22 protein-coding genes are annotated in these 22,686 nt (G+C 61.5%); 9 read left to right on the plus strand and 13 right to left on the minus strand.

What is annotated here, in order from left to right; genetic code table 11:
• From HMPREF3104_RS01085 to HMPREF3104_RS01095, 3 genes are read left to right on the plus strand one after another with little or no spacing between them, the layout of a single operon-like run.
• Positions 1–354, plus strand: coding sequence for a GntR family transcriptional regulator (locus tag HMPREF3104_RS01085; protein WP_070493488.1), 354 nt, complete (start codon positions 1–3; stop codon positions 352–354).
• The gene (locus HMPREF3104_RS01090; protein ID WP_070493389.1) at positions 351–1,025 is read left to right on the plus strand and encodes an ATP-binding cassette domain-containing protein; all 675 of its coding nucleotides are present in this window, start codon (positions 351–353) and stop codon (positions 1,023–1,025) included. The genes HMPREF3104_RS01085 and HMPREF3104_RS01090 overlap by 4 nt, the downstream gene beginning before the upstream one ends.
• Positions 1,022–1,705 (plus strand): hypothetical protein, encoded by a 684-nt coding sequence (locus tag HMPREF3104_RS01095; protein ID WP_070493392.1) that lies wholly within the window; start codon positions 1,022–1,024, stop codon positions 1,703–1,705. Before HMPREF3104_RS01090 ends, HMPREF3104_RS01095 begins: the two co-directional genes overlap by 4 nt.
• Here the strand turns inward: HMPREF3104_RS01095 and HMPREF3104_RS01100 are convergent.
• From HMPREF3104_RS01100 to HMPREF3104_RS01110, 3 genes are all read right to left on the minus strand, one after another.
• Positions 1,702–1,905, minus strand: coding sequence for a biotin synthase auxiliary protein BsaP (locus tag HMPREF3104_RS01100; protein ID WP_052205284.1), 204 nt, complete (start codon positions 1,903–1,905; stop codon positions 1,702–1,704). The two genes, HMPREF3104_RS01095 and HMPREF3104_RS01100, sit on opposite strands and share 4 nt — an antisense overlap.
• Before the next feature lie 12 nt (positions 1,906–1,917).
• Positions 1,918–3,012: a biotin synthase BioB gene (gene bioB / locus HMPREF3104_RS01105; protein ID WP_070493395.1), complete on the minus strand. Its 1,095-nt coding sequence runs from the start codon at positions 3,010–3,012 to the stop codon at positions 1,918–1,920.
• Between the two features lie 451 nt (positions 3,013–3,463).
• A complete protein-coding gene (locus HMPREF3104_RS01110) occupies positions 3,464–4,366 on the minus strand; it encodes an exodeoxyribonuclease III (RefSeq protein ID WP_210386473.1) in 903 nt (300 codons plus the stop codon).
• 81 nt (positions 4,367–4,447) lie between these two features.
• Here HMPREF3104_RS01110 and HMPREF3104_RS01115 point away from each other — a divergent pair, with 81 nt between their 5' ends.
• The 3 genes from HMPREF3104_RS01115 (at position 4,448) to HMPREF3104_RS01125 (ending at position 8,279) form a co-directional block, all read left to right on the plus strand.
• Positions 4,448–6,625: an NADP-dependent isocitrate dehydrogenase gene (locus HMPREF3104_RS01115; protein ID WP_070493400.1), complete on the plus strand. Its 2,178-nt coding sequence runs from the start codon at positions 4,448–4,450 to the stop codon at positions 6,623–6,625.
• 176 nt (positions 6,626–6,801) lie between these two features.
• A complete protein-coding gene (locus tag HMPREF3104_RS01120; protein ID WP_083278835.1) occupies positions 6,802–7,644 on the plus strand; it encodes an AlbA family DNA-binding domain-containing protein in 843 nt (280 codons plus the stop codon).
• Positions 7,641–8,279 carry an ATP-binding protein gene (locus HMPREF3104_RS01125; RefSeq protein ID WP_246816292.1) on the plus strand — a complete coding sequence of 213 codons (639 nt, stop codon included), beginning with the start codon at positions 7,641–7,643 and terminating at the stop codon, positions 8,277–8,279. The genes HMPREF3104_RS01120 and HMPREF3104_RS01125 overlap by 4 nt, the downstream gene beginning before the upstream one ends.
• 147 nt (positions 8,280–8,426) lie before the next feature.
• Here HMPREF3104_RS01125 and ppc read toward each other — a convergent pair whose 3' ends face one another.
• A complete protein-coding gene (gene ppc, locus HMPREF3104_RS01130) occupies positions 8,427–11,075 on the minus strand; it encodes a phosphoenolpyruvate carboxylase (protein ID WP_070493409.1) in 2,649 nt (882 codons plus the stop codon).
• A 205-nt stretch (positions 11,076–11,280) separates the two neighbouring features.
• Here ppc and HMPREF3104_RS01135 point away from each other — a divergent pair, with 205 nt between their 5' ends.
• Positions 11,281–12,612 (plus strand): O-acetylhomoserine/O-acetylserine sulfhydrylase, encoded by a 1,332-nt coding sequence (locus HMPREF3104_RS01135; protein ID WP_070493411.1) that lies wholly within the window; start codon positions 11,281–11,283, stop codon positions 12,610–12,612.
• The gene (locus HMPREF3104_RS01140) at positions 12,613–13,749 is read left to right on the plus strand and encodes a homoserine O-acetyltransferase MetX (RefSeq protein WP_070493414.1); all 1,137 of its coding nucleotides are present in this window, start codon (positions 12,613–12,615) and stop codon (positions 13,747–13,749) included.
• A gap of 3 nt (positions 13,750–13,752) precedes the next feature.
• Here HMPREF3104_RS01140 and HMPREF3104_RS01145 read toward each other — a convergent pair whose 3' ends face one another.
• From HMPREF3104_RS01145 to HMPREF3104_RS01170, 6 genes are all read right to left on the minus strand, one after another.
• Positions 13,753–14,403, minus strand: coding sequence for a metallophosphoesterase family protein (locus HMPREF3104_RS01145; RefSeq protein WP_070493417.1), 651 nt, complete (start codon positions 14,401–14,403; stop codon positions 13,753–13,755).
• Positions 14,396–16,051: an ABC transporter permease gene (locus tag HMPREF3104_RS01150; RefSeq protein ID WP_070493420.1), complete on the minus strand. Its 1,656-nt coding sequence runs from the start codon at positions 16,049–16,051 to the stop codon at positions 14,396–14,398. Before HMPREF3104_RS01150 ends, HMPREF3104_RS01145 begins: the two co-directional genes overlap by 8 nt.
• A 7-nt stretch (positions 16,052–16,058) precedes the next feature.
• The gene (locus HMPREF3104_RS01155; RefSeq protein ID WP_070493423.1) at positions 16,059–17,126 is read right to left on the minus strand and encodes an ABC transporter substrate-binding protein; all 1,068 of its coding nucleotides are present in this window, start codon (positions 17,124–17,126) and stop codon (positions 16,059–16,061) included.
• Positions 17,127–17,161: 35 nt separating this feature from the next.
• The gene (locus HMPREF3104_RS01160) at positions 17,162–18,136 is read right to left on the minus strand and encodes an ABC transporter ATP-binding protein (RefSeq protein ID WP_141738072.1); all 975 of its coding nucleotides are present in this window, start codon (positions 18,134–18,136) and stop codon (positions 17,162–17,164) included.
• A 94-nt stretch (positions 18,137–18,230) separates the two neighbouring features.
• Complete coding sequence (locus HMPREF3104_RS01165; protein WP_180950516.1) at positions 18,231–18,551, minus strand: DUF3017 domain-containing protein; 321 nt, start codon at positions 18,549–18,551, stop codon at positions 18,231–18,233.
• A gap of 7 nt (positions 18,552–18,558) precedes the next feature.
• Positions 18,559–19,416, minus strand: a complete 858-nt coding sequence (locus tag HMPREF3104_RS01170) for a bifunctional methylenetetrahydrofolate dehydrogenase/methenyltetrahydrofolate cyclohydrolase (RefSeq protein WP_070493426.1) — start codon at positions 19,414–19,416, stop codon at positions 18,559–18,561.
• 35 nt (positions 19,417–19,451) lie between these two features.
• Here HMPREF3104_RS01170 and HMPREF3104_RS01175 point away from each other — a divergent pair, with 35 nt between their 5' ends.
• Positions 19,452–19,925, plus strand: a complete 474-nt coding sequence (locus tag HMPREF3104_RS01175; RefSeq protein ID WP_052206448.1) for a tRNA (cytidine(34)-2'-O)-methyltransferase — start codon at positions 19,452–19,454, stop codon at positions 19,923–19,925.
• Between the two features lie 5 nt (positions 19,926–19,930).
• Here the strand turns inward: HMPREF3104_RS01175 and HMPREF3104_RS01180 are convergent, their stop codons facing one another.
• From HMPREF3104_RS01180 to HMPREF3104_RS01190, 3 genes are read right to left on the minus strand one after another with little or no spacing between them, the layout of a single operon-like run.
• Complete coding sequence (locus HMPREF3104_RS01180; RefSeq protein ID WP_070493428.1) at positions 19,931–20,611, minus strand: MOSC domain-containing protein; 681 nt, start codon at positions 20,609–20,611, stop codon at positions 19,931–19,933.
• Positions 20,499–22,001 (minus strand): PH domain-containing protein, encoded by a 1,503-nt coding sequence (locus tag HMPREF3104_RS01185; protein WP_141738073.1) that lies wholly within the window; start codon positions 21,999–22,001, stop codon positions 20,499–20,501. Before HMPREF3104_RS01185 ends, HMPREF3104_RS01180 begins: the two co-directional genes overlap by 113 nt.
• Positions 21,998–22,450, minus strand: a complete 453-nt coding sequence (locus HMPREF3104_RS01190; RefSeq protein ID WP_070493434.1) for a PH domain-containing protein — start codon at positions 22,448–22,450, stop codon at positions 21,998–22,000. Before HMPREF3104_RS01190 ends, HMPREF3104_RS01185 begins: the two co-directional genes overlap by 4 nt.
• Positions 22,451–22,686 lie beyond the last annotated feature (236 nt).

Raw genomic sequence — 22,686 nt, forward strand, 5'->3', positions numbered from 1 at the left:
ATGAGTGGTAAACCCATATACCAACAGATTGCCGATGAGTTACGCGACCTCATCGGCGCTGGCACCCTCGCCCCCGGCGACCGGGTGCCGTCCACCAACGAGTTATCCGCCTATCACTCCGTCAACCCAACAACGTCTGCCAAGGCGCTCACCGAACTGTTCAACGAGGGCCTGCTGGAAAAACGCCGCGGGCTCGGCATGTTCGTCCTGGAGAGTTCGCGTGAGCAGGTGTTACGTACGCGTCGTGAAGCATTTGCCCGTGATTTTGTCCAACCGTTTGTCCATGAGGCCAACCAGCTCGGCATCACCACCGAGGAGCTGACCGCAATGATTGAAAAGGAGCGCACCCAATGAATCCCGGTTTCTATGCGCTGGTCGGCCCGAACGCCGCCGGCAAAACCCATTACCTGCACACGCTCATGGGGCCGCACGCCGCATTTGTCCCGGCCGGCGCGGACGCGAAGTTTGCGGGCACGACCGTGGACGACCACCTGCGCGCAGTCGCAGCGATTTACCCGCACGTGGAGCTCGACTTCCCCAACGCCCGCATCAGGGATCTCTCCGTTGGGCAGCGCCGCCTCCTCACTATTGAGGTGGCCCTGGCTATAGGCAAGGACCTGCTCCTCCTCGACGAGCCTTTTGACGGCATCGACACCACCACCCGCAAACAGGTCCGCCAGCGGCTGATCAACTACATCGCGGAAAACCCGCAGCGAAGCGTAGTGATGGCATCGCATCGACCCGAGGACTTCGCGGGTCTCGCCACCCACGTCATCCAGGTCTTTGATCAGGAGGTATCGGAGCCCTTGCTTATCGACGCCACACGTCACCACTTCCCCACCATCACCGGCCCCACCAACGCAATCGCTGATTTGGCGGCACACCACCGAACGCTCGAGCAGTCCACACTGGGCCCGATGGCGAAAGCGGTGTTTGCAGAGCCCGTGGAGACCGACCTGACCTGCACCTACCCCGACGACACCGAACTTATTGATCTGCTTGCAACCGAAAGGATGCCGCGATGAAACTCTTCCTCAGCCCCTTCAAACCAGCGATGTATTTGGGCATCTTTCTCGTCCTCTGCATTGCCGTCCCCTTTGGACGATTGGAGTTTGGCGACGGCGGCCTGTGGACCATGGCGGGCGCTGCCACACTGTGGATACTCTTCGCAATCGGAGGATCGAACTGGCCAGCAATGAACCAGCTGGGAGCAAGCTTCAACCGATGGATGAATTCGGCAGCGCTAACGGCTCTCGTGGCGGCGGTCATACTCACGCCACTTACCGCAGCGTCGGCGGTGTACCACCAAGCACATAGCCCGTACTACAAGTGGTATGACCCGTTCATTGTTACCAACGGAGAACCGATGCCCTGGACCAACTTCAGCGGCGAACCGTATTTCGTTGAAGATGCTGCGCAGGACCTGACATCCGTCGCGTCAACTGTGCTACTCCACTTCGTCATCTTCCTTACGATGGCGCTGACCGGTGTAGCAATCGGTCTTGCGCGAGGCACACGCATGCAGTGGTTCATGCTCGGCAGCATGTTCGTGGGTGGTTTCACCGGGTTCGTAGTGGGTATCCGCAGATCGGAGATGAATCCCTTCGACCCCAACATCTCCGTCTTCTTCGTAGCGACGGCGGCGCTAGTAGTTTTGGCAGCCAGCGCAATTGTGTTCGCTAGAACCCGCCGCTTCGTACCCTAACGCTCCAACCACTCGGAGCGCAGCAGGCCATGGCGGGAGCACGCGGCCTCCCACGCCATCGGACTGATTTTTACCACCATGCGACGCTCACACAACGGGCAGATGCGCGGCGCATCATAAGGCCGCGCGGGGTCCAGTGGCCAAGCGATTTCGCCCGACAGTACAGCGTCGGCGAGTTCCGTTGAATCCGGGATTTTCATTACCGGATTCCCTTACAGGGACTTCAACGTGTCGTACAGCGCGCCGTGGCCAGAGTTCTGCTTCTGCCCCACCGGGGTGATGTTCAGACTCAGGCCCGGTTTCGCCCCGCCTTCCATGACGCGGTCCACAGCGTCGCGGTCCTTCTCCATCGGACGCCCAAACGTAGTCAAGTAGTTGCCGCCAATGATGGCGTTGGCGCCGCCGAGTAGGCCCTGCTCGGTGCCGTCGTCACCCAGCGCAAGCTCCGTGCCACCCGCGAAGCGCAACTGCGTCGACGGCATGGCCAGGCGGAACGCCGCCACCGCACGCAGCGCCTCACCCTGCGGCACCAGCGGACGATCCGCAAACGGAGTACCCGGGCGCGGGTCTAAGAAGTTCATCGGCACCTCATGCGGGCGGATCTCCGCCAGCTGCGCGGCAAACTCGGCTCGCTGCTCCAGCGTCTCGCCCAGGCCGATGATGCCGCCGCAGCAGGTCTCCATTCCCTCAGCCAGCACGTACTCCAGCGTGTTCTTGCGCTCCTCCCAGGTATGCGTGGTCACCACATTCGGGAAGAAGGACCTCGCCGTTTCAAAGTTGTGGTTGTAGCGGGTCACGCCCATCTGCGCCAGTCTCTGCGCCTGCTCACGAGTCAGAATGCCCAGCGACGCAGAAATCGAAATGTCCACTTCCTCCTGGATGGCGGTGACAGCTTCGGCCACCTGCTCCAGCAGGGCGTCCGTCGGGCCCTTCACGGCGGCAACGATGCAAAACTCGCTCGCGCCCATCTTCTCCGACTGCTTCGCAGCCTCCACCAACTCAGCAATGTTCAGCGTGACAGCACGCACCGGGGACTCAAAGAGACCGGACTGGGAGCAGAAGCTGCAGTCTTCGGGGCAGCCGCCCGTCTTCAAGGAGATGATGCCCTCCAACGAGACGTCCACACCGCAGTGCTTAATACGCACCTGGTGGGCGAGGTCGAGGAGTTCTTGCAGACGCTCATCCTCAATCTGCAGAACCTGCAGAATTTCGTCCTGATTCAGGCCCTCGCCACGCTCAAGGCACTTCTCGCGTGCGATGTCGAGGATGTCTTTCGTTTCCGTTTCGGCTGTGATTGTCGCAGTCATGCACACGAAGTGTAGCGCTTCACTTGAACGGCGTTCAGTAATTCGCGAAATTCATAGTGTCGCGCGAGCGTGCCCCTAGCAGATAATGATTTTGGCCCTACGTTTCTCCAGGTCAGTTGTCTTGACTCATCGTGATTTTTGCAATGTCTGCTAGGGCCCTTGCCCGTAGGCCATGCGAGTAGCCCCCGCGAGTAGCCCCCGCGAGTAGCCCCCGCGAGACAGGCGAGTCTGGGACAAATGTCGTCTAGCAGGGAGAGGTCTCCTGCTAGACGACATTAAAAACCACCCTCCAAACACCCAGGTCGATTGTTGAGATATTTGGCGGATTCTTCGTTATCGTCTAGCAGCACACACGGAGCGCTAGACGATAAATGTAAAAATGCAGGTCACAGCAATCAAACCAGTTCGGCGGAGGTCTGCGCAGCGAGGCAAAGCGAGGCCCCGCTGAGACTTAGCGGTACTCCACCACAACTGGCGAGTGGTCGGACCAGCGCTCTTCTACCGTCGCAACCCGGTCCACCCAGGCGCGCTGGGCGCGTTCGAGCATGTTGGCGGTGGCGGCTTGGACGTCGATACGCCAGCCGGCGTTGTTGTTAAACGCCTGGCCACGGAAGGTCCACCACGAGTACCCCGCATCATCTGGGTTCAGGCGGCGCGCCACGTCGAACCATTTCGGGTTCTCGCAGGCCACACGTGCTGGAAGCTCAGAGACGTACTCCACTGCACCCGCCCAGCCGGGAACCGATTTCAGGTCCAGATCCTGGGCCTCATCATCAGGGAAGGCGCCGAAGACGGAATCCATAAACGCGCGCTCGTGCGGCAAAAAGCCGGACTTTTTGTGGTTTCCCTTCCAGTTCTTCAGGTCTTCGCGTCGGTGGCAGATGTTCCAGTCGCCGCCAATGACCATGTCCGGGCACTCGTTGGCCCACTGCTCAAGCAGCGGCTCGAAGGCGTCGAGGAAGCGATACTTCTCGTCCTGCTTTTCCGTGCCGGCAGATCCGGAGGGGAGGTAGAGGGAGGCGACGTAGGTGGCGTCGGCAAGCATGGCCCTGATGAAGCGACCTGAATCCTCAAACCCAGGGATACCCACCTCAACCTGAGTGAGCGGCTGGCGAGACAGGATGCCCACACCGGCGCGGCCTTTCGCAGCGGCGGGCGCGACCTCCAGGTGCCAGCCCTGCTCAAGTGCCGGGGCAAGTGCTGCGCGGGCTTGGTCCTCGGTTGCGCGGACTTCTTGCATCAGCACAACATCCGCCGGAGTCTCGCTCAACCAGGCCAACATGCCCGGATTGTTCTCGTTGCGGACTTTCGTTGCGGCGCGGATGCCGTTGACATTGACAGTAGCGATGGTCAGACTCATGGGTTTCGACCCTACAGGGCGACGCAAAACGGTACGCTTGTTATCTGAAGTCTGACATTAGATACAAGGAGCACTATGTCTACGATCATTTGGACCCGCACCGACGAAGCGCCGTTGCTGGCAACCTACTCGTTCAAGCCGATTGTGGAGGCGTTTGCCGCACAGGCTGGCATCGATGTGGAAACCTCCGACATTTCTTTGGCAGGGCGTATTCTCGCGCAGTTCCCGGATCGTTTGAGCGATGAGCAGCGCATCCCGGATGCACTGGCTGAGCTGGGCGAATTGGCCAAGACGCCTGAGGCCAACATCATTAAGCTGCCGAACATCTCCGCCTCCCTGGTGCAGCTGAAGAAGGCTATCGCTGAGCTGCAGGCCGCGGGCTTTGACATCCCGGATTATGAGGATGCTCAGGAGAAGTACGACGCAGTCAAGGGTTCTGCCGTCAACCCGGTCCTGCGTGAGGGCAACTCGGACCGCCGCGCGCCGGAGGCTGTGAAGAACTACACCAAGAAGCACCCGCACTCCATGGGCGTGTGGTCGAAGGATTCCAAGACCAACGTTGCCACCATGGATGCTGGCGATTTCCGTCACAACGAGAAGTCCGTCATTATCCCGGCCGAGGACACCCTGACCATCAAGATGACCGACGGCACCGTGCTCAAGGACGGCCTGAAGGTCCAGGCCGGCGAGGTCATCGACGCGACCTACATGTCCGCGAAGGCGCTCGACGTATTCTTGCTCGAGGCCGTCAAGCGCGCCAAGGAAGAGGGCGTGCTCTTCTCCGCACACCTGAAGGCCACCATGATGAAGGTCTCCGACCCGATCATCTTCGGCCACGTTGTGCGCGCCTACTTCAAGCCTGTCTTTGACAAGTACGGCGAGGAGCTTTTGGCGGCTGGCCTCAACGGCGAGAACGGCCTCGGCGCCATCCTCGACGGCCTGTCCGAGCTGGAGAACGGCGAGGAGATCCGCAAGGCCTTCGAGCAGCAGCTTGCCGACGGCCCGGCGCTCGCCATGGTCAACTCCCACAAGGGCATCACCAACCTGCACGTGCCGTCTGACGTGATCATCGACGCTTCCATGCCGGCCATGATCCGCACCTCCGGCCACATGTGGAACGCCGACGACCAGGAGCAGGACACCCTGGCCGTCATCCCGGATTCCTCCTACGCCGGTGTGTACCAGACGGTTATCGACGACTGCCGCGAGAACGGCGCCTACGACCCGACCACCATGGGCACCGTCCCGAACGTCGGCCTCATGGCACAGAAGGCCGAGGAGTACGGCTCCCACGACAAGACCTTCAAGATCCCGGCCGACGGCACCGTCCAGGTGGTCAACTCCGCAGGCGACGTGCTGATCGAGCACGATGTCGAGGCCGGCGACATCTGGCGCGCCACCCAGACCAAGGACGCTCCGATCCAGGACTGGGTCAAGCTGGCCGTCAACCGCGCCCGTCTCTCCGGCATGAAGGCCATCTTCTGGCTGGACGAGGAGCGCGCGCATGACCGCAACCTCATCTCCCTTGTTGAGAAGTACCTGCAGGATCACGACACCGAGGGCCTGGACATCTCCATCCAGTCCCCGGTTGAGGCCACCAAGACTTCCGTCGAGCGCATCCGCCGCGGCGAGGACACCATCTCTGTCACCGGCAACGTGCTGCGTGACTACAACACGGACCTGTTCCCGATCCTCGAGCTGGGCACCTCCGCAAAGATGCTCTCCGTGGTCCCGCTGATGGCTGGTGGCGGCCTGTTCGAGACCGGTGCCGGCGGCTCCGCCCCGAAGCACGTCCAGCAGGTCCAGGAGGAGAACCACCTGCGCTGGGACTCGCTTGGCGAGTACCTCGCACTGGCTGAGTCCTTCCGCCACGAGAAGAACACGAACGGCAACGAGCGCGCCGGCGTCCTGGCTGCCGCGCTGGACAAGGCCACCGAAAAGCTTCTCGACGAAGGCAAGTCCCCGTCGCGTAAGGTCAACGAAATCGACGACCGTGGCTCCCACTTCTGGCTCTCCCTGTACTGGGCAGAGGCGCTGGCAGCCCAGACCGATGACGCCGAGCTGGCCTCCGTGTTCGAGCCGATCGCCAAGGACCTGCGTGAAAACGCCGAGACCATCGACAAGGAGCTCCTGGACGCCCAGGGCAACGCTGCCGACCTCGGCGGCTACTACTGGCCGGACGAGGAGAAGACCTCCGCGGTCATGCGCCCGTCCGCAACGTTTAACAAGATCATCGATGCGCTGGAGAAGTAAGCGTTAGGTCTTCACTGTCCAGGCCCCGGTTGCTGCGGTTTCGCGGTGGCCGGGGCCGTTTTCTTGCTTCGTAACCGGAAAATGGTGCCAAAACGACCCCAGAACACCCCCAAAACCTCCACTGCCTGCGGAAACGTTTTCTTGCCTCTTTCTTGCTTCTGGGGGATACTTGAGGCATGTCGCCACTTAATTCCACGCCGGAGCCTCAACTCATTGCCAGGATTAAACGGTTCCTCGCTTTGCCTGCGGAACTCCCCTGGCTGGAGTTTAAGGAAAACAGCGCCACGACCGGCCCGGAAATCGCCAAATACGTGAGTGCGCTGGGCAATTCGGCACGCCTTCATGATGAACCAGCAGGCTACCTGATCTGGGGCGTAAGTGACGCTCATGAAATCGTGGGCACTTCGTTCCAATGGGAGACCGCGAAAGGCAAGGGCAACGAAGACCTTTTCCCGTGGCTGCAGCGTGTAGTCTCCCCCACGCCAACACTCTCCTTCGAGGCGGTCACAATCGAAGGCAAAACTGTGGTATTCCTCCGGATTCCGGCTGCGCTCTCGGCCCCTTACGCCTACGACGGAACTCGTTACTTCCGACAGGGCACTTACACCAAGAACCTGATGGACTTCCCAGATCGCGAACGCGAGTTGTGGAGAAAGCTCAACCAGTTCGAGTTTGAAACCAGCAATGCCGCGGAAGGCCTCGAACCAGAAGAAATCACCGACCTTCTCTCTTCCGACGCCTTCTTTAACAACCGGCCGGAACTGCCACACAATGTTGGCAGTGCGCTCATCGACACAATGCGAGCGGCGGAAGCGATTACATATTCCCACGAATCGGGCTGGTGCATTCCCGCTTGGTCCGCACTGATGTACGCGCGCTCCCTCAAAGACTTCCCACAGCTCGCCGGCTTGGCCCCACGCGTGATGCATTTCGACGACACGTCGAGGAAACAGCTGCAACGGGAGTGGGACTTGACGAGGGATACGCCACGTCGTTTAGCAAGATTGTCACCTTGGTGAACACAGTGAGGCCTGGTGGGGAGACCATCGATTCAAGCGGACGCCGAGTTGAAACCCCGCTGCTACCTACGGTGGCATTTCGCGAAGTGTTTGCGAATGCGCTCATGCACCAGGACCTGGAGCAGCGCGGTCAATACTTAACCGTTGAAGTTTTCAGTGATCGTGTCGAAGTGACCAACCCTGGAACCCCGTTGGTCGATCCCCAGCGTTTTATTGACTCGGCTTCTACAACTCGCAATCCATGCCTCGGCGAAGCGCTTCGCCTGGCACACTTCGTCGAGCAACGTGGAAGCGGTTGGGACAAGATCGTTGCATCGCTGGAGGCAGAGCACTTTCCGCCGGCGCTCATTCGATCAAATGGCACAACCACCGTCACGCTGAGCGCCTACCGTCCGTTCAAGCTGATGACTACAGATGAAAAGATCGAAGCTGTTTACCAGCATGCGTGTCTTGGCTTTCTGGATAATCGCGCCGTCACGAATGCATCGGTGCGAAGTCGCTTCGGTCTCAGGGATACGCAGACCGCCCAGGCGACCCGTCTCATTAACGCCACGGTGGATGAAGGCCTCATCCGGCTCCACGACCCGAACGCGGGAACTCGCAACCGCCGCTATGTCCCTTTCTGGGCCGAGTAGGTTTCTTGCTTCGTAACCGGGAAAAGGTGCCTAAACAGCCCGAAAACCGCCCCAAAAACGCTCCTACCTGGAGAAACGTTTTCTTGCCTCTTTCTTGCTTCTGAAGCGGGTTGCAAGGCATCTACCCAGCGCCCCAGTCGCAGAAACCTACCCCGCGTTGCGCAGCGCTGTGGCCAGCCCGTTCATGGTGACCTGGATCGTCTTGGACACGAGGAAGGTCTCGTCGCCAGCGCGGTAGCGGCGAAGCAGCTCGAGCTGCACAGCGTTGAGCGGCAGCAGGTAGGGGTAGCGGCGCTTCAGCGAGCGGGCCTGGCGCTGGTTCTCAGCAACCAGGTCGGTGTGCCCGGTGATGCGGAAGTAGACCTGCTTGGTGCGCTCGAATTCTTCGGCGATGAGCGTGTAGATGCGCTCGGCCACCTCGCGGTCTTCCACCAGGTCGGCGTAGAGGCGGGCCAGCGACAGCTCCGCCTTGGCCATGACTTGGGCCATGTTGGACAGCACGGAGCGGAAGAAGGGCCAGTCGCGGTAGAGCTCGCGCAGGTCCTCCCAGCGCTCTTCGCTTTCGCCTGCCCAGCGCTCGACTGCGGTGCCGACGCCGAACCAGCCGGGCACGTTGGTGCGCGACTGCGCCCAGGACAGGACCCAGGGGATAGCGCGCAGATCAGAAATCGCGGTGGTCTGTTTGCGCGACGCCGGGCGGGAGCCGAGGTTGAGCTCGCCGATCTCATGCAGCGGGGTGGATTGGGTGAAGTAGTCGATAAACCCGGGGTCGCCGATGAGTTCGTTGTACTTTTCGCCGGAGTAGGCGGCAAGCGTGCGCATGATGTCGTAGGCGCGAGTCGGGTCCGCGATCGGTTCAGTATCCAGCAGGGAGGCCTCGAGGGTGCCGGCGACGAAGGCCTCGAGGTGGCGGCGCGCGGTCTCTGGCGAGCCGTACTTGGCGGAGATGATCTCGCCCTGCTCGGTGATTCGAATGGAGCCGGCGACGGCACCCTTGGGCTGAGCGAGGATGGCGTCGTAGGTGGGCCCGCCGCCGCGGCCGACTGCCCCGCCGCGGCCGTGCGCGAGCCGAAGCCGGATGCCGTGGCGGTTGCAGAGTTCGACGAGGGCGAGTTCAGCGTCGTAAAGCGCCCAGTTCGCCTGCAGGTAACCGCCGTCCTTGTTGGAGTCGGAGTAGCCGAGCATGACCTCCTGGATGTCGCCGCGGGCGCGCAGGTGCTCGCGGTAGAACGGCAGTGACCAGAGGTCTTCGAGGATGCAGGCGCCGTGCGCGAGGTCCTCGATGGTCTCAAACAGCGGGACGACGTTGACGCTGCCCAGGCCGACCTCCTTGAGCAAGACCATGGGTTCCAGGATGTCGGAAACGGTCCCGGTCATTGCGATGATGCACTGCGTGATCGCGGCCTGGCCCAGGTCCCGGACGGCACGTGCGGCGGCGGTGAGGATGCCCATTTCTTTGCGTGTGACGTCGCTAAGCTGAGCCTCTGCACGCAGCAGCGGGCGCGGGGTGCGCAACTCCTCGACGAGCACCTCCACGCGGTCCTCCTCCACAAGCGCAGCATAGTCCGAGCACACGCCGGCAACGCTAAGCACCTCGGCCACGACCTTCTCGAAGGATTCGGAGTTTTGGCGCAGGTCAAGCGTGTACAGGTGGAAACCGAAGGTGGTCACGGCGGAGCGCAGGCGGTTCAGCCGGTCGTTGGCAATAATCGCGCCGCCGTGGGCGCGCAGGGAGGCGTCGATCACATCCAAGTCGGCGAGCAGCTCGCCGGGATCCGCGTAAGGCGAGCCCGAACCCGCCGAGCCGGCGAGCACATCACGCGTAGCGGCGACGCGGTGGCGGATGCCATAGATGGCACGGCGGTAGGGCTCATCGACGCGGGACTCGGCGGTGTTGTTTGCGGCGTCCGCAAGCTTGGAAAGCTCCTCCGAGCAGGTGGAGTAGCGGTCTGAAAGGGACAGCTCGCGCTCCAACTCCCCCAGCTCATCGATGTAGTGGGTAAGCACGGTGTCGGCAGCCTGGCGGGTGGCGTACGTGAGCGTTTCGGCGTTGACGTAGGGGTTGCCGTCATGATCGCCGCCGATCCAGGAACCGGGGCGCATCACGGGGGTGAGGGCAAGGTCGCGATCAAAGGTGTCGCGAAGCTCGTAGCGGATTGCGCGGTTAATCGCCGGGATCTGCTCAAGCAGGGAGAGTTTGTAGTAACGCAGGCCCACGTCGATTTCGTCCTCCAAGCGTGGGCGCGCGATGCGGATTAACGCGGTCTGCCACATCAGGGTCATGCGCAGCTCCATCTCGCGCTCGATGGCCACCGGGTCCGCACCGGCGTGGAGTTCACTCAGCAGGCGCTTGATGTGGGTCTGGGTGTCAAAGACGGTGCGACGGCGTGTCTCTGTTGGGTGTGCGGTGAGCACTGGGGAGACTTGCGCGCCGGCGATAAGTTCGGCGACCTTGTCGGCGTCCACACCGCTATCTTTTAGGTGCGCGAAGCTGGTGCGCAGCGAAACCGGTGCGGCCGCCTTCTCGTCGTCCAGATCCTCAACCAGGTTGGTCAGCAGCGCGAAGTGGCTAAAGGCGCGCGCGACAAGGTTCATCTTGGTGATGTCCATGTCGCGGAAGACAGCCAGAAGGTCCTCCGGGGCGGCGTCACCGTGGGCGATGTCGAAGGCGAGACGGCGGGTGGATTCGACCAAGTCGAAGATCTCTTGGCCTTCCTGCTGAGCAAGCACGCGGCCGAGCACTCGGCCTAAAAGTCGGATATCTTCGCGGACGTGATCGGCGGGCTGGACAGACACGGAGGCTTCTTTCAACTCAGGCGCGGCGAAGGCGCTGGGCACATAACGTGCTAGTTAACGTATCCCAGACCACATCGTCTGTCTTGGAAACGGAGGTCACGCTATCGCGAGCTGGGCTATTTGCACGATTTTTATTCAGCCCCTCAACTCGCAAGACAGACAGCTTGGTATACATTGCCAGACAAAGCGGGCTACATTGTCCTGCATGACAACGAAGCAAAGCTACGACAATTCCAACGCAAACGAGTGGTCTTTTGGCACCCGCGCCATCCACGCTGGCCAGCAGCTGGACAAGGACTTCGCGGCACGCAACCAGCCGATTTACATGACCACCAGCTACGTCTTTGACGATGCGCAGCACGCGGAGAACCGCTTTAACCTCTCGGACGCGGGCCCGATTTACACCCGCATTACCAACCCGACCCAGCAGGCGCTGGAAGACCGCCTGGCTTCTCTTGAGGGCGGCGTTGCGGCAACCGCGTTCGGCTCCGGCATGGCTGCCGAAACCGCCGCGATTCTTACCCTGGCGCAGGCGGGCGACCACATTGTTACCTCCCCGCGCCTCTACGGCGGCACGGAGACCTTGTTCCAGCACACGCTGCCGAAGCTAGGCATTGAGTTCACGTTTGTGGACAACCCGGACGACCCAGCAAGCTGGCAGGCCGCGGTACAGCCGAACACGAAGGCGTTTTACGGCGAGACCTTTGGCAACCCGATCGCGGACGTACTGGACATCCCGGCTGTTGCAGAGGTTGCGCACAACAACCAGGTGCCGCTAATTGTGGATAACACCATGGCCACCGCCGCGGTCGTGCGCCCGCTTGAGCTGGGAGCAGACATTGTGGTGCTGTCCACCACGAAGTTCTACACCGGCAACGGCGCCGCCATCGGTGGCGCGATTGTAGACGGCGGCAAGTTCGACTGGACCGTCCAGCGCGACGGCAAGGACGTCTTCCCGCTGTTCACCACCCCGGATCCCGCGTACCACGGCCTGAAGTACGCCGACCTCGGCGCTCCGGCATTCGCACTGCGCGCCCGCGCCGGCATCCTGCGTGACACGGGTGCTGCGATCTCCCCCTTCAACGCGTGGGTTGCGCTGCAGGGTATTGATACGTTGGCGTTGCGCGTCGAGAAGCATAATGCGAACGCGAAGAAGGTGGCAGAGTTCCTCGCTGCCCACGACAAGGTAGCCAAGGTCAACTATGCCGGCCTGGATGACTCCCCGTACAAGGCAACGAAGGAGAAGCTGGGGCTGGCATACACCGGCTCGGTGCTCAGTTTTGATGTTGCGGGTGATCCGGAGGACCGCGCGGCGGCATGGCGGTTCATTGACGCGCTGAAGCTGCACTCCAACGTGGCCAATATTGGTGACGTGCGCTCGCTGGTTGTCCACCCGGCCTCCACCACGCACTCCCAGTCGGATGCCGCAGGCCTTGCGCGCGCTGGCATTACGCAGGCAACGGTGCGTTTGTCGGTGGGCATCGAGGATGTTGCAGATATCATCGCGGACCTCGAGCGCGGCTTCGCGGCGGTCTAAATGCTTGGCCCGGAAGGCGAGATTACAACCGTCGGCATCGGGGATGTCACCACCGAAGCCGGCGCCACGATCGCTGACGTGCAGATTACCTACCAGCGGTGGGGCGAGTTTCGTGGAGACCCCCACGGCAAAAACAACATCATCGTTGTTGAGCACGCACTCACCGGCGATTCTGACGCTACCGACTGGTGGAGCGAAGCCGTCGGCCCCGGCAAGGCGCTAGACACGGACAAGTGGTGCGTGATCTGCACCAATGCTCTGGGGTCCTGCTACGGCTCGACTGGCCCGGCAAGCCAGCACCCCGACGGCGGGGTGTGGGGCTCTCGCTTCCCGGCGATCTCTATCCGCGACATGGTGCACGCGGAGCAGGCGTTTTTTGAAACGCTTGGCATCTCGCGCGTCCACGCCATCGTTGGCGGCTCCATGGGCGGCGCCCGCGTTTTGGAATGGACGCTGATGTTCCCCGAGCAGGTGGACTACGCGCTGGTACTCGCAGTGTCCGCGCGCGCGAGCGCCTGGCAGATTGGCATCCAAACCGCGCAGATCACCTCCATTACGCACGACCCGGACTGGCAAGGCGGCAACTACCACGGCACCGGCCGCTCCCCCGACGCAGGCCTTGCTGCTGCGCGACGCGTGGCGCACCTGACCTACCGCGGCGAAATGGAAATCGACGAGCGCTTCGGCACCCGCGCCCAGCCCGGCGAAAACCCACTTGGAGCTTTTCGTACCGACGATCACCGCTTCGCCGTCCAGTCCTACCTCGAGCACCAGGGCACAAAGCTGACCAAGCGTTTCGACGCCGCCTGCTACGTCGCGCTTACCGAAGCCTTAAACCGCCACGACATCGGCCGCGGGCGCGGCGGGCTGAACAAGGCACTGGCGTCTTCAACCGTGCCAACCATGATCGTTGGCGTGGACACGGACATTTTGTACCCCTACCACCAGCAGGAACACATCTCCCGCAACCTGGGCAACCTGCTGGCCATGTCGAAGCTGTCCTCCCCCGTCGGCCACGACGCCTTCCTGGTAGAAGCGCGACAGATGGACCGCATCCTGCGGCACTTCATTGCGCTGACGGAAGAGACGCCGTCTGCACGCGACATGGCCGTCGCCCACGGCGCCTACGATATTTAACTGCTAGCAGTTCCGCATCACCACGCCGTCGTCCTTTGCGACGGCCAGGTAGCTCTTCCCCATACCAACCCAGCCGATAAACGGGTCCGCGCTGAGGGTGATTCGTTCGTGTACGTGGCCGAGTAGCCAAGCGTCGTAGCAGCACGACAGAAGCTCATCGACACCGCACGGCAGGCAGTCATTGTTTGACCATTCCCCGGTCACGGAGGTGTGCAGCAGCCCGAGGTTGAGGGCGTCCTCGTGTGGTTTGGGCAGCTGCCCCACCAACCTCCGGGCATCTCGATCCACCTTCACTGCCGCCGTGTGCATCGCCCACTGGCCCACACTAATAGTCTGCGGCTCTGTGCCCGCAACGGTTACCCCCTCGGGGATAACGCCACGTAAATCATGGTGCACATCATGGTTTCCCGCGATGAACGTGACAGTGTCGAAGAGCGCGAGGCCGCGTGTAAAGAAGCGTGTGACTTCGCTGTAGGTGTCATCGCTAAAACGCTTGCGGTCAATGATGTCGCCCAGCATCACTAGGTGTTGTGCACCGGCCGCGTGACCACGCTCCAGTGTGTGCAGCGCCCAATTGATACCAGGACCAGTTTTCTTGTCGCCACGCTGCTTGCGGCCTAGGTGAATGTCTGCAAGAACGAGGACGCTAGACACGGCTTGCGGCTTTCGCCTGCCACGTACGAATCAACACAAGCACCAGCGTAGAGGTACCCACACCGATCAGTGTCATGGCCATGGCTTCGGCACGATGCCCTTGCTCGAACTGGTTCATAATCCATGGCGCGAGCAAGTTGATGCGTGTCGGCCGGACAAGCGAAGACATCACTAGCTCTCGGATACCCACGAAAAACGCTAGCAACCAGCCAGCGAAAATACCTGGGGCGAGCATGGGAAGCGTGATGCGCCAAAACGCCTGGCTGCGGGTAGCGCCTGACACAGCGGCGGCCTCCGAGAGCGTTGGAGACATCGCGGCAGCTGAAGTCTTAATGTTTTGTACAGCCATGGGGACAAACAGCACCGTGAACGCCATCACCAAAATCAGCTGAGAGCCGTAAGGGGTAAAGGGGAGGCGCGGAGAGTTCCACAGCAGAATGAAACCAATTGCCAGCACGATACCCGGCACGGTGTCGGGTGCCACAGCAAGGAAGTCGCTGACTTTTGCGGGCAGAGAGGTGCGGCGCATGGTCAGCACCGTCACTGCTAGGGCGAGTATCACCGCGGTCGTCGCGCCGATAGCTCCCAAGATGATGGAGCGGGTCAGCGCTTCTTGACCAGACGGCATGGAAAGCACGATGCCGAAGTAGTCAAAGGTGAGATTGTCCAGCGTCGGCGGCTTTGAGCGCAGGATGGTCATTGCCGCAAGCGTGATGGAAATGTATGGAATGGCGACCGTAAGCAAGAAAACCAGTGCAGTAAACGCCCACGCCAGCGCCATGCCAGCGCGCGGCAAGCGCAGGGATACTGGCCGAGAGACGCGGCCACCGCTGGCCAAACCGCCGCGTCCTGCCCATTGTTGGATTGCCCACGCGGTCACACCGAGGGTGAACAGCACACTTGACGACGCCGCCGCCTGCGAAAAGTTCAACGGATCAATGGTCACGTCCTGGTAAATGGAAGACACCAAAACTGGGTACCCGATTGCGTTTCCCAGCGTTACCGGCGTACCGAATTCGCCAGCGGCTTTGATGAAGACAATCAGTGCGCCGAGAGAGTACGGCCCAAGCACCATTGGTGCCACGACGCGGGAGAACTGCTGCCAGCGGCTTGCGCCAGCAACCTGAGCCATCTCCAACTGAGAAGCAGGGATAGAGGCAAGCGCGTTGCGCAAAATGAGGTAAAGGAAGGGGAACAACTCTGCTGCCATGACAAAGCCCATTCCCCACACCGAATTGATGGCTGCGCGGATCGCGCCGCCTGCGGTCTCCCCTAGCAGCATGTCTGCCACACCGCGCAGCCGGGTGAAATCCATCCATGCCAGCGCCGCCGCAAACGGCGGGGTCATGAATGGGATCATGACCATGACCTCAACCCAGCCCGCACGCCGCATCGACGTCCACGCACGGAAAAACGCAAGCGGCGCGGCGAACAGCGTTGCAAAGAAGACGACGAGGACGGACAACCAAACCGTGTTTGCAATGATGCGTAGCATTTCTGGGCGCATCAGGCTTCCAAGCGCGGATTCCTCGCCCCGATAGCCGGTGACTGCCGTGACCAGCACGGAAAACAGCGGCGCAGCAACCAGGATGAGCAGGATGGTCAGCACAAGGTAGAGCCCTGCGCTCGGTCTGGTGGTCGTCCTCATGTAACTGTTACTTCAGGTAGCGATCTGCGAACTGCTCACGGATGTTCTTGGACTCCTTGGAGATGGCGGACCAGTCATCAGAGATCTGCGTGATGTCTGCCAGGGCCGGACCATTCTTCGGAGCCACGTTCTTGTTGGCCGGAATCATGTTCTTGGAAGCGGAGATCTGCTGTGCCTCCTCGGAGAACATGAAGTCCACAAATGCCTTAGCTGCGTCCAGGTTGTCCGTAGTCTTCATGATCATGACTGGGCGCGGCGTCACCGTCGTGCCGGAAGACGGGATGACAACCTCGAGCGGCTCGCCCTTGCTCTGTGCGGAGTATGCGGAGTAGTCAACACCGCCAAAGACGATGCCCTTGGAGCCGGAGGTCACCATGTCCAGTGCCGGACCATTCGCACCCTGAACGATCATGCCGTTGTCAAAGAGCTTGTCGAAGAGCTCCCAGGTCTTATCCTCGCCCCACTCAGAAACCATGGCGGCAAGGAGGTCGGCGGCGGTACCGGACTCGCGAGGATCCGGCATGATGACCTGATCTTTGTACTTCGGGTCGGTCAGGTCCTCCCAGTCGGTCGGGATGTCAGAAACCACGTCAGTGTTTGCAACCAGTGCGAGCGCGGAACCGTCGCGGCCGTGGAACGTATCATCGGAAGCGTTCCAACCAGCGTTTGCGTCGCCAATATTCTCCGGCGCATATGCTTCCAGTGCACCGCTCTCGGCCTGCTTGGAAGCTGCGTTCCACGACGCAAGGTAGACCACGTCAGCCTGTGGGTTAGCTTCCTCTGCCTTGATCTTTGCGGTGATGTCGCCGGTGGTGCCAGCGAACACGTTCACAGTGACCCCGGTACGCTCCTGGAACACCTCCACCAGTGCATCGGTCAGGCCCTGCGGGTTCGCAGAGTAGTAATCGATAGAGCCAGACAGACCCTCCGGAGCCTTCCACTCCTCCGCAGATGCTGCGGAGGAGGGAGCGTCTGCACCGGTTGTTGCGGTGTTGCTGTTGGACTCGACGGAGCCGCAAGCTGCCAGGGCAAGCGCAGCGGTCAGGCCGACAACGGCCGAAACGAACTTCTTCATGTGTAAAACTTCCTTTGCAAGAAATTGGGAAACAGTCAACGGGTGTTGACGGTCAGGAGGACCTGATCGCCGCGGCCCAAGCGGTGCCTGGTGTAAGCCAGCCACGGTTGCGATGCGCCGGGCACGGCGCATCGGATGTCGTAGCGTCCACCTGTGTACTGGCTCTCCACCACCTCGCCAACGATGGAGTTCGTCGGAAGCACATCCGGCCGCTTTCCATCTAGTGGCGTAACCTCCACGTCTTCCGGGCGGTTGGACGGCAGTGTCTCGTGGGTATTGGTCACTCCGACAAAGCCCGCGACAAAGTCGTCCGCAGGGTGGTCATACAGCTCAACCGGGTCGGCGAACTGTCGTACGTTGCCAGCATCCATCACCGCTACACGGTCCGACATAGCAAGCGCCTCAGCCTGGTCGTGCGTCACGTAAATGACTGTGAGGTTGAGCTCATAGGCGAGTTTGGTCAGCTCGGAGCGGATCTGGGTACGAAGGGCTGCGTCGAGGGCGGACAACGGCTCGTCCATAAGCAAAAGCTCCGGATCGGACACCAAAGCGCGCGCAATAGCAACACGCTGCTGCTGCCCTCCTGAGAGCTGGTTGGGCCGCTGCTCGGCTTTAGCGCTGATGCCCACCATGTCCATCGCGCGCGCCACCCGCTGCTCACGCTCAGCCTTCGCCATTTTCTGTCCGCCGGTGGTCAGCGGGAATTCCACGTTCTTGGCCACAGTCATGTGCGGCCAAAGCGCGAGGTCCTGGAACACCATTGACAGGTTCCGCTTATTCACGGGCACGTTGACGCCTGGGCCGAACACCTCTCGACCCGCGAATTCGATCACGCCTGCATCTGGGGTTTCCAAGCCAGCGATGCAGCGCAGAAGTGTCGATTTACCGCAGCCGGAAGGGCCCAGGATAGAAACAAATTCGCCCTTGGCAATGTCAAGGGAGGTCTCGTGCAAACCGGTGCCATCCGCAAACTCTCGACGGACACCGCGTAACGAAACTTGGTTAATCACCCAGAGCACCCTAGACAGAGACTGTGAACAACAGGCGCCTTCCAGGTGACATTTAGATTAATTTTGTAATATTCAACTCTTGCGCACCGAACACTTAAGACCCCAGCGCGTCCACCGACCACGCTAGCCACATCATGGTGGCGCCAAGCGCGGTGGTAAACAAGGCGTCGAAACGCCGGGAGCGCACAGCCAGCAGGCCAATGACCTGGGAGTCGCACGTCAGGCGCACCACCGTCAGCCACAGCATCGCCGCACCTAGCGTGAAGGTGGCGCGGCGCCAGTGCTCGGTCGCTGCGAACAGCCCAGAGGCCACAAAGCCTGCGAGAAACAGCGCCGTCATTGCCCACTGCACACGCCGCGGGAGTGTCGACGGCGCGTTACCAATGTCGTGGGGGTTATCCAGCTGACTGGCCAAAACGCCACTACACCCCGGCTTGGAGCTCCGCGCGCTCCACAATGTTGCGCACCAAGAAGGTACGCGTCATCGGGCCCACTCCACCCGGGTTCGGGGAGACCCAACCGGCCTTCTCCCATACGTCCGGGTGCAGGTCACCGACAGTCTTACCGTCGACGCGGGACACGCCGACGTCTACCAGCGCGGCACCTTCCTTGATCATGTCCGCGGTGATCATATGCGGCTTACCGGCAGCCGCAATCACCACGTCTGCCCGGCGCGTCTCCGCAGCCAGGTCCTTGGTGCCGGTGTGGCACAGCACTGCGGTGGCGTTGACGCCACGGGTGGTCAGCATCAGCGAGATCGGGCGCCCCACGGTCACGCCGCGGCCCACCACGCACACAATCGCGCCGTTGAGGTCCACGCCGAAGCGCTCCAGCAGCTTGATGGTGCCGTTCGGGGTGCACGGCAGCGGTGCTGGCTCACCCAGCACCAGCTTGCCCAGGTTCACCGGGTGCAGGCCATCCGCGTCCTTATCCGGGTCGATCAGCTCCAGGACGCGGTTTTCATCCAGGTGCTTCGGCAGCGGAAGCTGGACAATGTAGCCGGTAACGGCTGGGTCGTTATTCAGCTCGCTAATAAGCTTCTCAAGCTCTTCCTGCGTGCAGTCGCCCGGCAGCTCCTTCATGATGGAAGCAATGCCCAGCTCCTCGCAGTCCTTGTGCTTCATCCGCACGTAGTTCTGGCTGGCCGGGTCATCGCCCACAAGCACGGTAGCCAAGCCCGGGGTAATGCCGTGGTCGCTCTTCAGGCGCTCCACGCGGGTTTTCAGGTCCGCGAAAATCTCCTCGCGGTAGAGTTTGCCGTCCAGTTTGATCGCAGTCACGGTCCTATCCTAACCAGTGCAGGCAAGTGGCTAGGCTGAGCCAGGTGTTTCACATTATTTTTGACAACCCCGTGATCCCCGGCAACACCGGCAACGCGATCCGCCTGGCCGCAAACACGGGCGCCACCCTGCACCTAGTGGAGCCGCTCGGTTTCAACTTTGATGACAAGCATCTCAAGCGCGCCGGGCTGGACTACCACGATCTTGCGGATGTGCAGATTCATCCGGACTTGGGCTCTTGCTTATCGACGCTCAACGCTCCCCACACCTACGCCTTCACCACCCAAGCCACCCGCTACTTTCACGAGGTGGAATACGTCGAAGGCGACGCGCTGCTCTTCGGCACCGAACCCACCGGCTTGCCCTACGAGCACTCCCACCATCCGCTGGTCACCGACCGCGTGCGCATCCCCATGCTGCCCAGCCGCCGCTCCATGAACCTGACCAACAGCGCATCCATCGCCCTGTTTGAGGCCTGGCGCCAGCACGGCTTCGCCGGCGGCGTGTAATCACGCTACCCAAAGCGTTTGCCGTAGCGCTCCTGATACAGCGGCGGCAGGATGTTCAGTTCCCACATGCGCCGAGCCAAGTCTGCGTCCCCCATCCAGGCCGCGAAGGCTTCGCCCATGGTGAACCCGTGCTCCGGGGTGTCTAGTGCCTCGATTGCGTCGCCGGGGCGGATAACGCCTTCTTGGTTGACGCGGAAGTAGCAGCCACAGTCACCGGATTCGGCGAAGCGTCGAACCCAGCCCGGCTCCCCCATCCATGCGGCGAACGTGCGGCACGGGCTGCGCGGCACGCTGACTTCCAGCTCCACCTCACCAATACGGAAACGCTGGTTCAACAGCACGTTGGTCCACACGATGCCGGTGGTGGTGAGGTTTTCGCCGAACATGCCATCGGGCAGGCTGCGGCCGAGTTCGCGCTCCCAGCCGTCTAGGCATTCGCGCGAGTACGCGTAAATGGCCTTTTGCTGGCCGCCGTGGTGTTTCGTGTCCCCAACATGGTCGCCGACCACGCCGGAGCCGTCGCCGTAATCCGGGCCGGGGATGGTCACCACGATTTCATCCGCGACAACCTTCTCAATCCCGCTGCGCCTGTTCTGGCCACCTGGGTCTGGTTGCGGCTTCGCTATGTTCGTCGAGAGCACTGCCGGGGTCTCTACCGGGGTCTTCACCGGATAATTCACTGTCATGCGGCAAGGCTACAGGCTGCATCGGTGGCAGCTCGCGTGCCCGCAGCGTGTTTACCAGTTCAATGGCATCTTCAACACGCATGTCCCGGCAAGACATGGAGAACGCACCCGGCACCAGATCCAAGTCCACACCCGCAAGTCCGAGGCGGCGCTGGATCACGCCACGTTCAAAGCTGAGTTCCTGAATGTGCGGGGTCTCAACCATCTGGTACCAACGCCCGATCGTGCCTGCGGTCACGGCCACAACACCTGGACGCACCTTGACCGTTTGGCGTTTCCAGTCAATGGGCGAAACCCAACGTGCGTTACGCGGTGAGCGGTAATCGACGTTGCTGAGGTCGATCAACTCGTCGAAAGTCAAAGGCCCCAACGCGTCCACAACATCGCGCGCCTGCTGCCAGGTGCCAATCGGCAAAAGCTTCGAGGTGCCAGTGGATTTGTTTCCCTCCGAGCCATAGCCCGCCACCACGACGGAGACCGTCCACCAGCCGAAGAGACGCCAGAACATGGGCTGGCGCACCTGAACTGCGTGTACGCGGTCGCGCGGCACCGACTGGCTTCGCCTATTGGCCAGGCCGTAGGTGAGGTAGAACATGTTGCCGTCGGTGGAAGAGGTAAAGCGCCAGGACTGGTCAATCGTGCGCCAAATCCGCGGCAAGAAACCGATGGCCACCGGCAAAATTGCCGCCATGGTCAGGTCTGTCATGATCGGCACCACCGCCCACGCCAGGGTGATCAGTGCGGACATCTGAAATGCCGTACCAACCAGGGAGCGCTGGATAGGAATCGGCGGCACCAGCTGGCGAACGCCGTCCCCGTCTTCCCCGTGTTCCCCGCTGACCTTTCTGCCAATCTTGCTATCCGGCTGCGTCGCCCTGATGTGTCGCAGGATCTCCCTGCGCACCTCCTCGGCCTCTTCAAGCGGCAGATACATAATGTCCAGGCCAGCCGAGGCACCGCCTGCAGCTTCGATGCGTACCGACGCCAACCCGGCCAACCTCGGCGCAAACGACTCCACCACGTCTACTGCTTGCATGCGGTCGTATCGCACAGTGCGGACCTCGTTGGTGAGCACGCCGCGGCGGGTTTCCACCGCTTCGTTATCAAGCTTGAAGCCACTGCGACGCCACCAGATCTGCGAAATCCCAAAGATCACCAGCAGGGCCGCCACCAGCCCGCCGAGCGCCCACACCACTTCGATGACTCCAACGTTTTCTTCCTTCAGCCAGCGAAATACCGGTTTGGTGAAGTTGAACAGGGCGATGGTGACAAGGGCAACGCCGAACGTCCATACGCGAAGCAGCGGCGTTAAACGATGCACCGGCCGGTAGCCCTCCATACCGGCTGCCAGGGATTTCTTGGGCTTTGTGGTTCCTTCGGAGCTGCTCACAGGCCGCTCATCCGTTCACGAGCCTTCACCGCAAGGCGGTCACGCAGCGCATCCGCGTCAGCGGCGAGCAGCCCCGGCAAATCCGAGTTCGACGAGTTCGACGCCGTGTGCACCTTCAGCTCTTTCAGCCCCAACGCGCGGCCGACTGGGCCGGACTCCACGTCCACAAACTGGATACGCCCGTACGGAATCACCGTGATGGTGTGAAACCACTTACCGGTGCTCAAGATCAGCTCGTCTTCCGTTTCCAGCCACCCCATATTGCGCACCTGGAACGGGATCAGGAAGAACTGCCAAATGAAAAAGACACCAAAGACACACAGTGGGATGAGGAACACGAGGCCGTCCCAACGCAGCCAGCACAAGTACAAAATGCCGCATAGCAACACCATGGACATGAGGTTTCCCACCATCTTCGGCCACGCCAGCTTCGGCGACACCCGGTTCATCGACTCCACGGATGTGGGCAACGTCCGCACGGTAGTTTCTGCGGTGTGCGCGCTTTGCGTGGGTTCGGCGGGGTCTGTGAGTTCGGTGGGGTCTGTGGGTTCGGTGGCTGGTTGGGGGTTTGTGGTCCCAGTTGGCACGTCTGACATGGCGATTACGCTACCAGCCGCAGCGTCGAGTTCAGGAGCCGCGGAGAGCGGGTGAGGGTTAAGTGACAAAATGTGTGCTTTTTCGGCTA

The sequence above is a fragment of the Corynebacterium sp. HMSC30G07 genome, from assembly GCF_001806945.1.
GTDB classification, from domain to species: Bacteria; Actinomycetota; Actinomycetes; order Mycobacteriales; family Mycobacteriaceae; genus Corynebacterium; species Corynebacterium riegelii.

Excerpts from the sequence above, each read along its gene's own strand:
- HMPREF3104_RS01090 (WP_070493389.1), top strand. The coding sequence starts at position 351 with ATGAATCCCGGTTTCTATGCGCTGGTCGGCCCGAACGCCGCCGGCAAA.
- HMPREF3104_RS01095 (WP_070493392.1), top strand. The coding sequence starts at position 1,022 with ATGAAACTCTTCCTCAGCCCCTTCAAACCAGCGATGTATTTGGGCATC.
- HMPREF3104_RS01120 (WP_083278835.1), top strand. The coding sequence starts at position 6,802 with ATGTCGCCACTTAATTCCACGCCGGAGCCTCAACTCATTGCCAGGATT.
- HMPREF3104_RS01115 (WP_070493400.1), top strand. The coding sequence starts at position 4,448 with ATGTCTACGATCATTTGGACCCGCACCGACGAAGCGCCGTTGCTGGCA.
- HMPREF3104_RS01135 (WP_070493411.1), top strand. The coding sequence starts at position 11,281 with ATGACAACGAAGCAAAGCTACGACAATTCCAACGCAAACGAGTGGTCT.
- HMPREF3104_RS01155 (WP_070493423.1), bottom strand. The coding sequence starts at position 17,126 with ATGAAGAAGTTCGTTTCGGCCGTTGTCGGCCTGACCGCTGCGCTTGCC.
- HMPREF3104_RS01190 (WP_070493434.1), bottom strand. The coding sequence starts at position 22,450 with ATGAACCGGGTGTCGCCGAAGCTGGCGTGGCCGAAGATGGTGGGAAAC.
- bioB (WP_070493395.1), bottom strand. The coding sequence starts at position 3,012 with ATGACTGCGACAATCACAGCCGAAACGGAAACGAAAGACATCCTCGAC.
- HMPREF3104_RS01150 (WP_070493420.1), bottom strand. The coding sequence starts at position 16,051 with ATGAGGACGACCACCAGACCGAGCGCAGGGCTCTACCTTGTGCTGACC.
- HMPREF3104_RS01180 (WP_070493428.1), bottom strand. The coding sequence starts at position 20,611 with ATGACAGTGAATTATCCGGTGAAGACCCCGGTAGAGACCCCGGCAGTG.
- HMPREF3104_RS01085 (WP_070493488.1), top strand. The coding sequence starts at position 1 with ATGAGTGGTAAACCCATATACCAACAGATTGCCGATGAGTTACGCGAC.
- HMPREF3104_RS01100 (WP_052205284.1), bottom strand. The coding sequence starts at position 1,905 with ATGAAAATCCCGGATTCAACGGAACTCGCCGACGCTGTACTGTCGGGC.
- HMPREF3104_RS01140 (WP_070493414.1), top strand. The coding sequence starts at position 12,613 with ATGCTTGGCCCGGAAGGCGAGATTACAACCGTCGGCATCGGGGATGTC.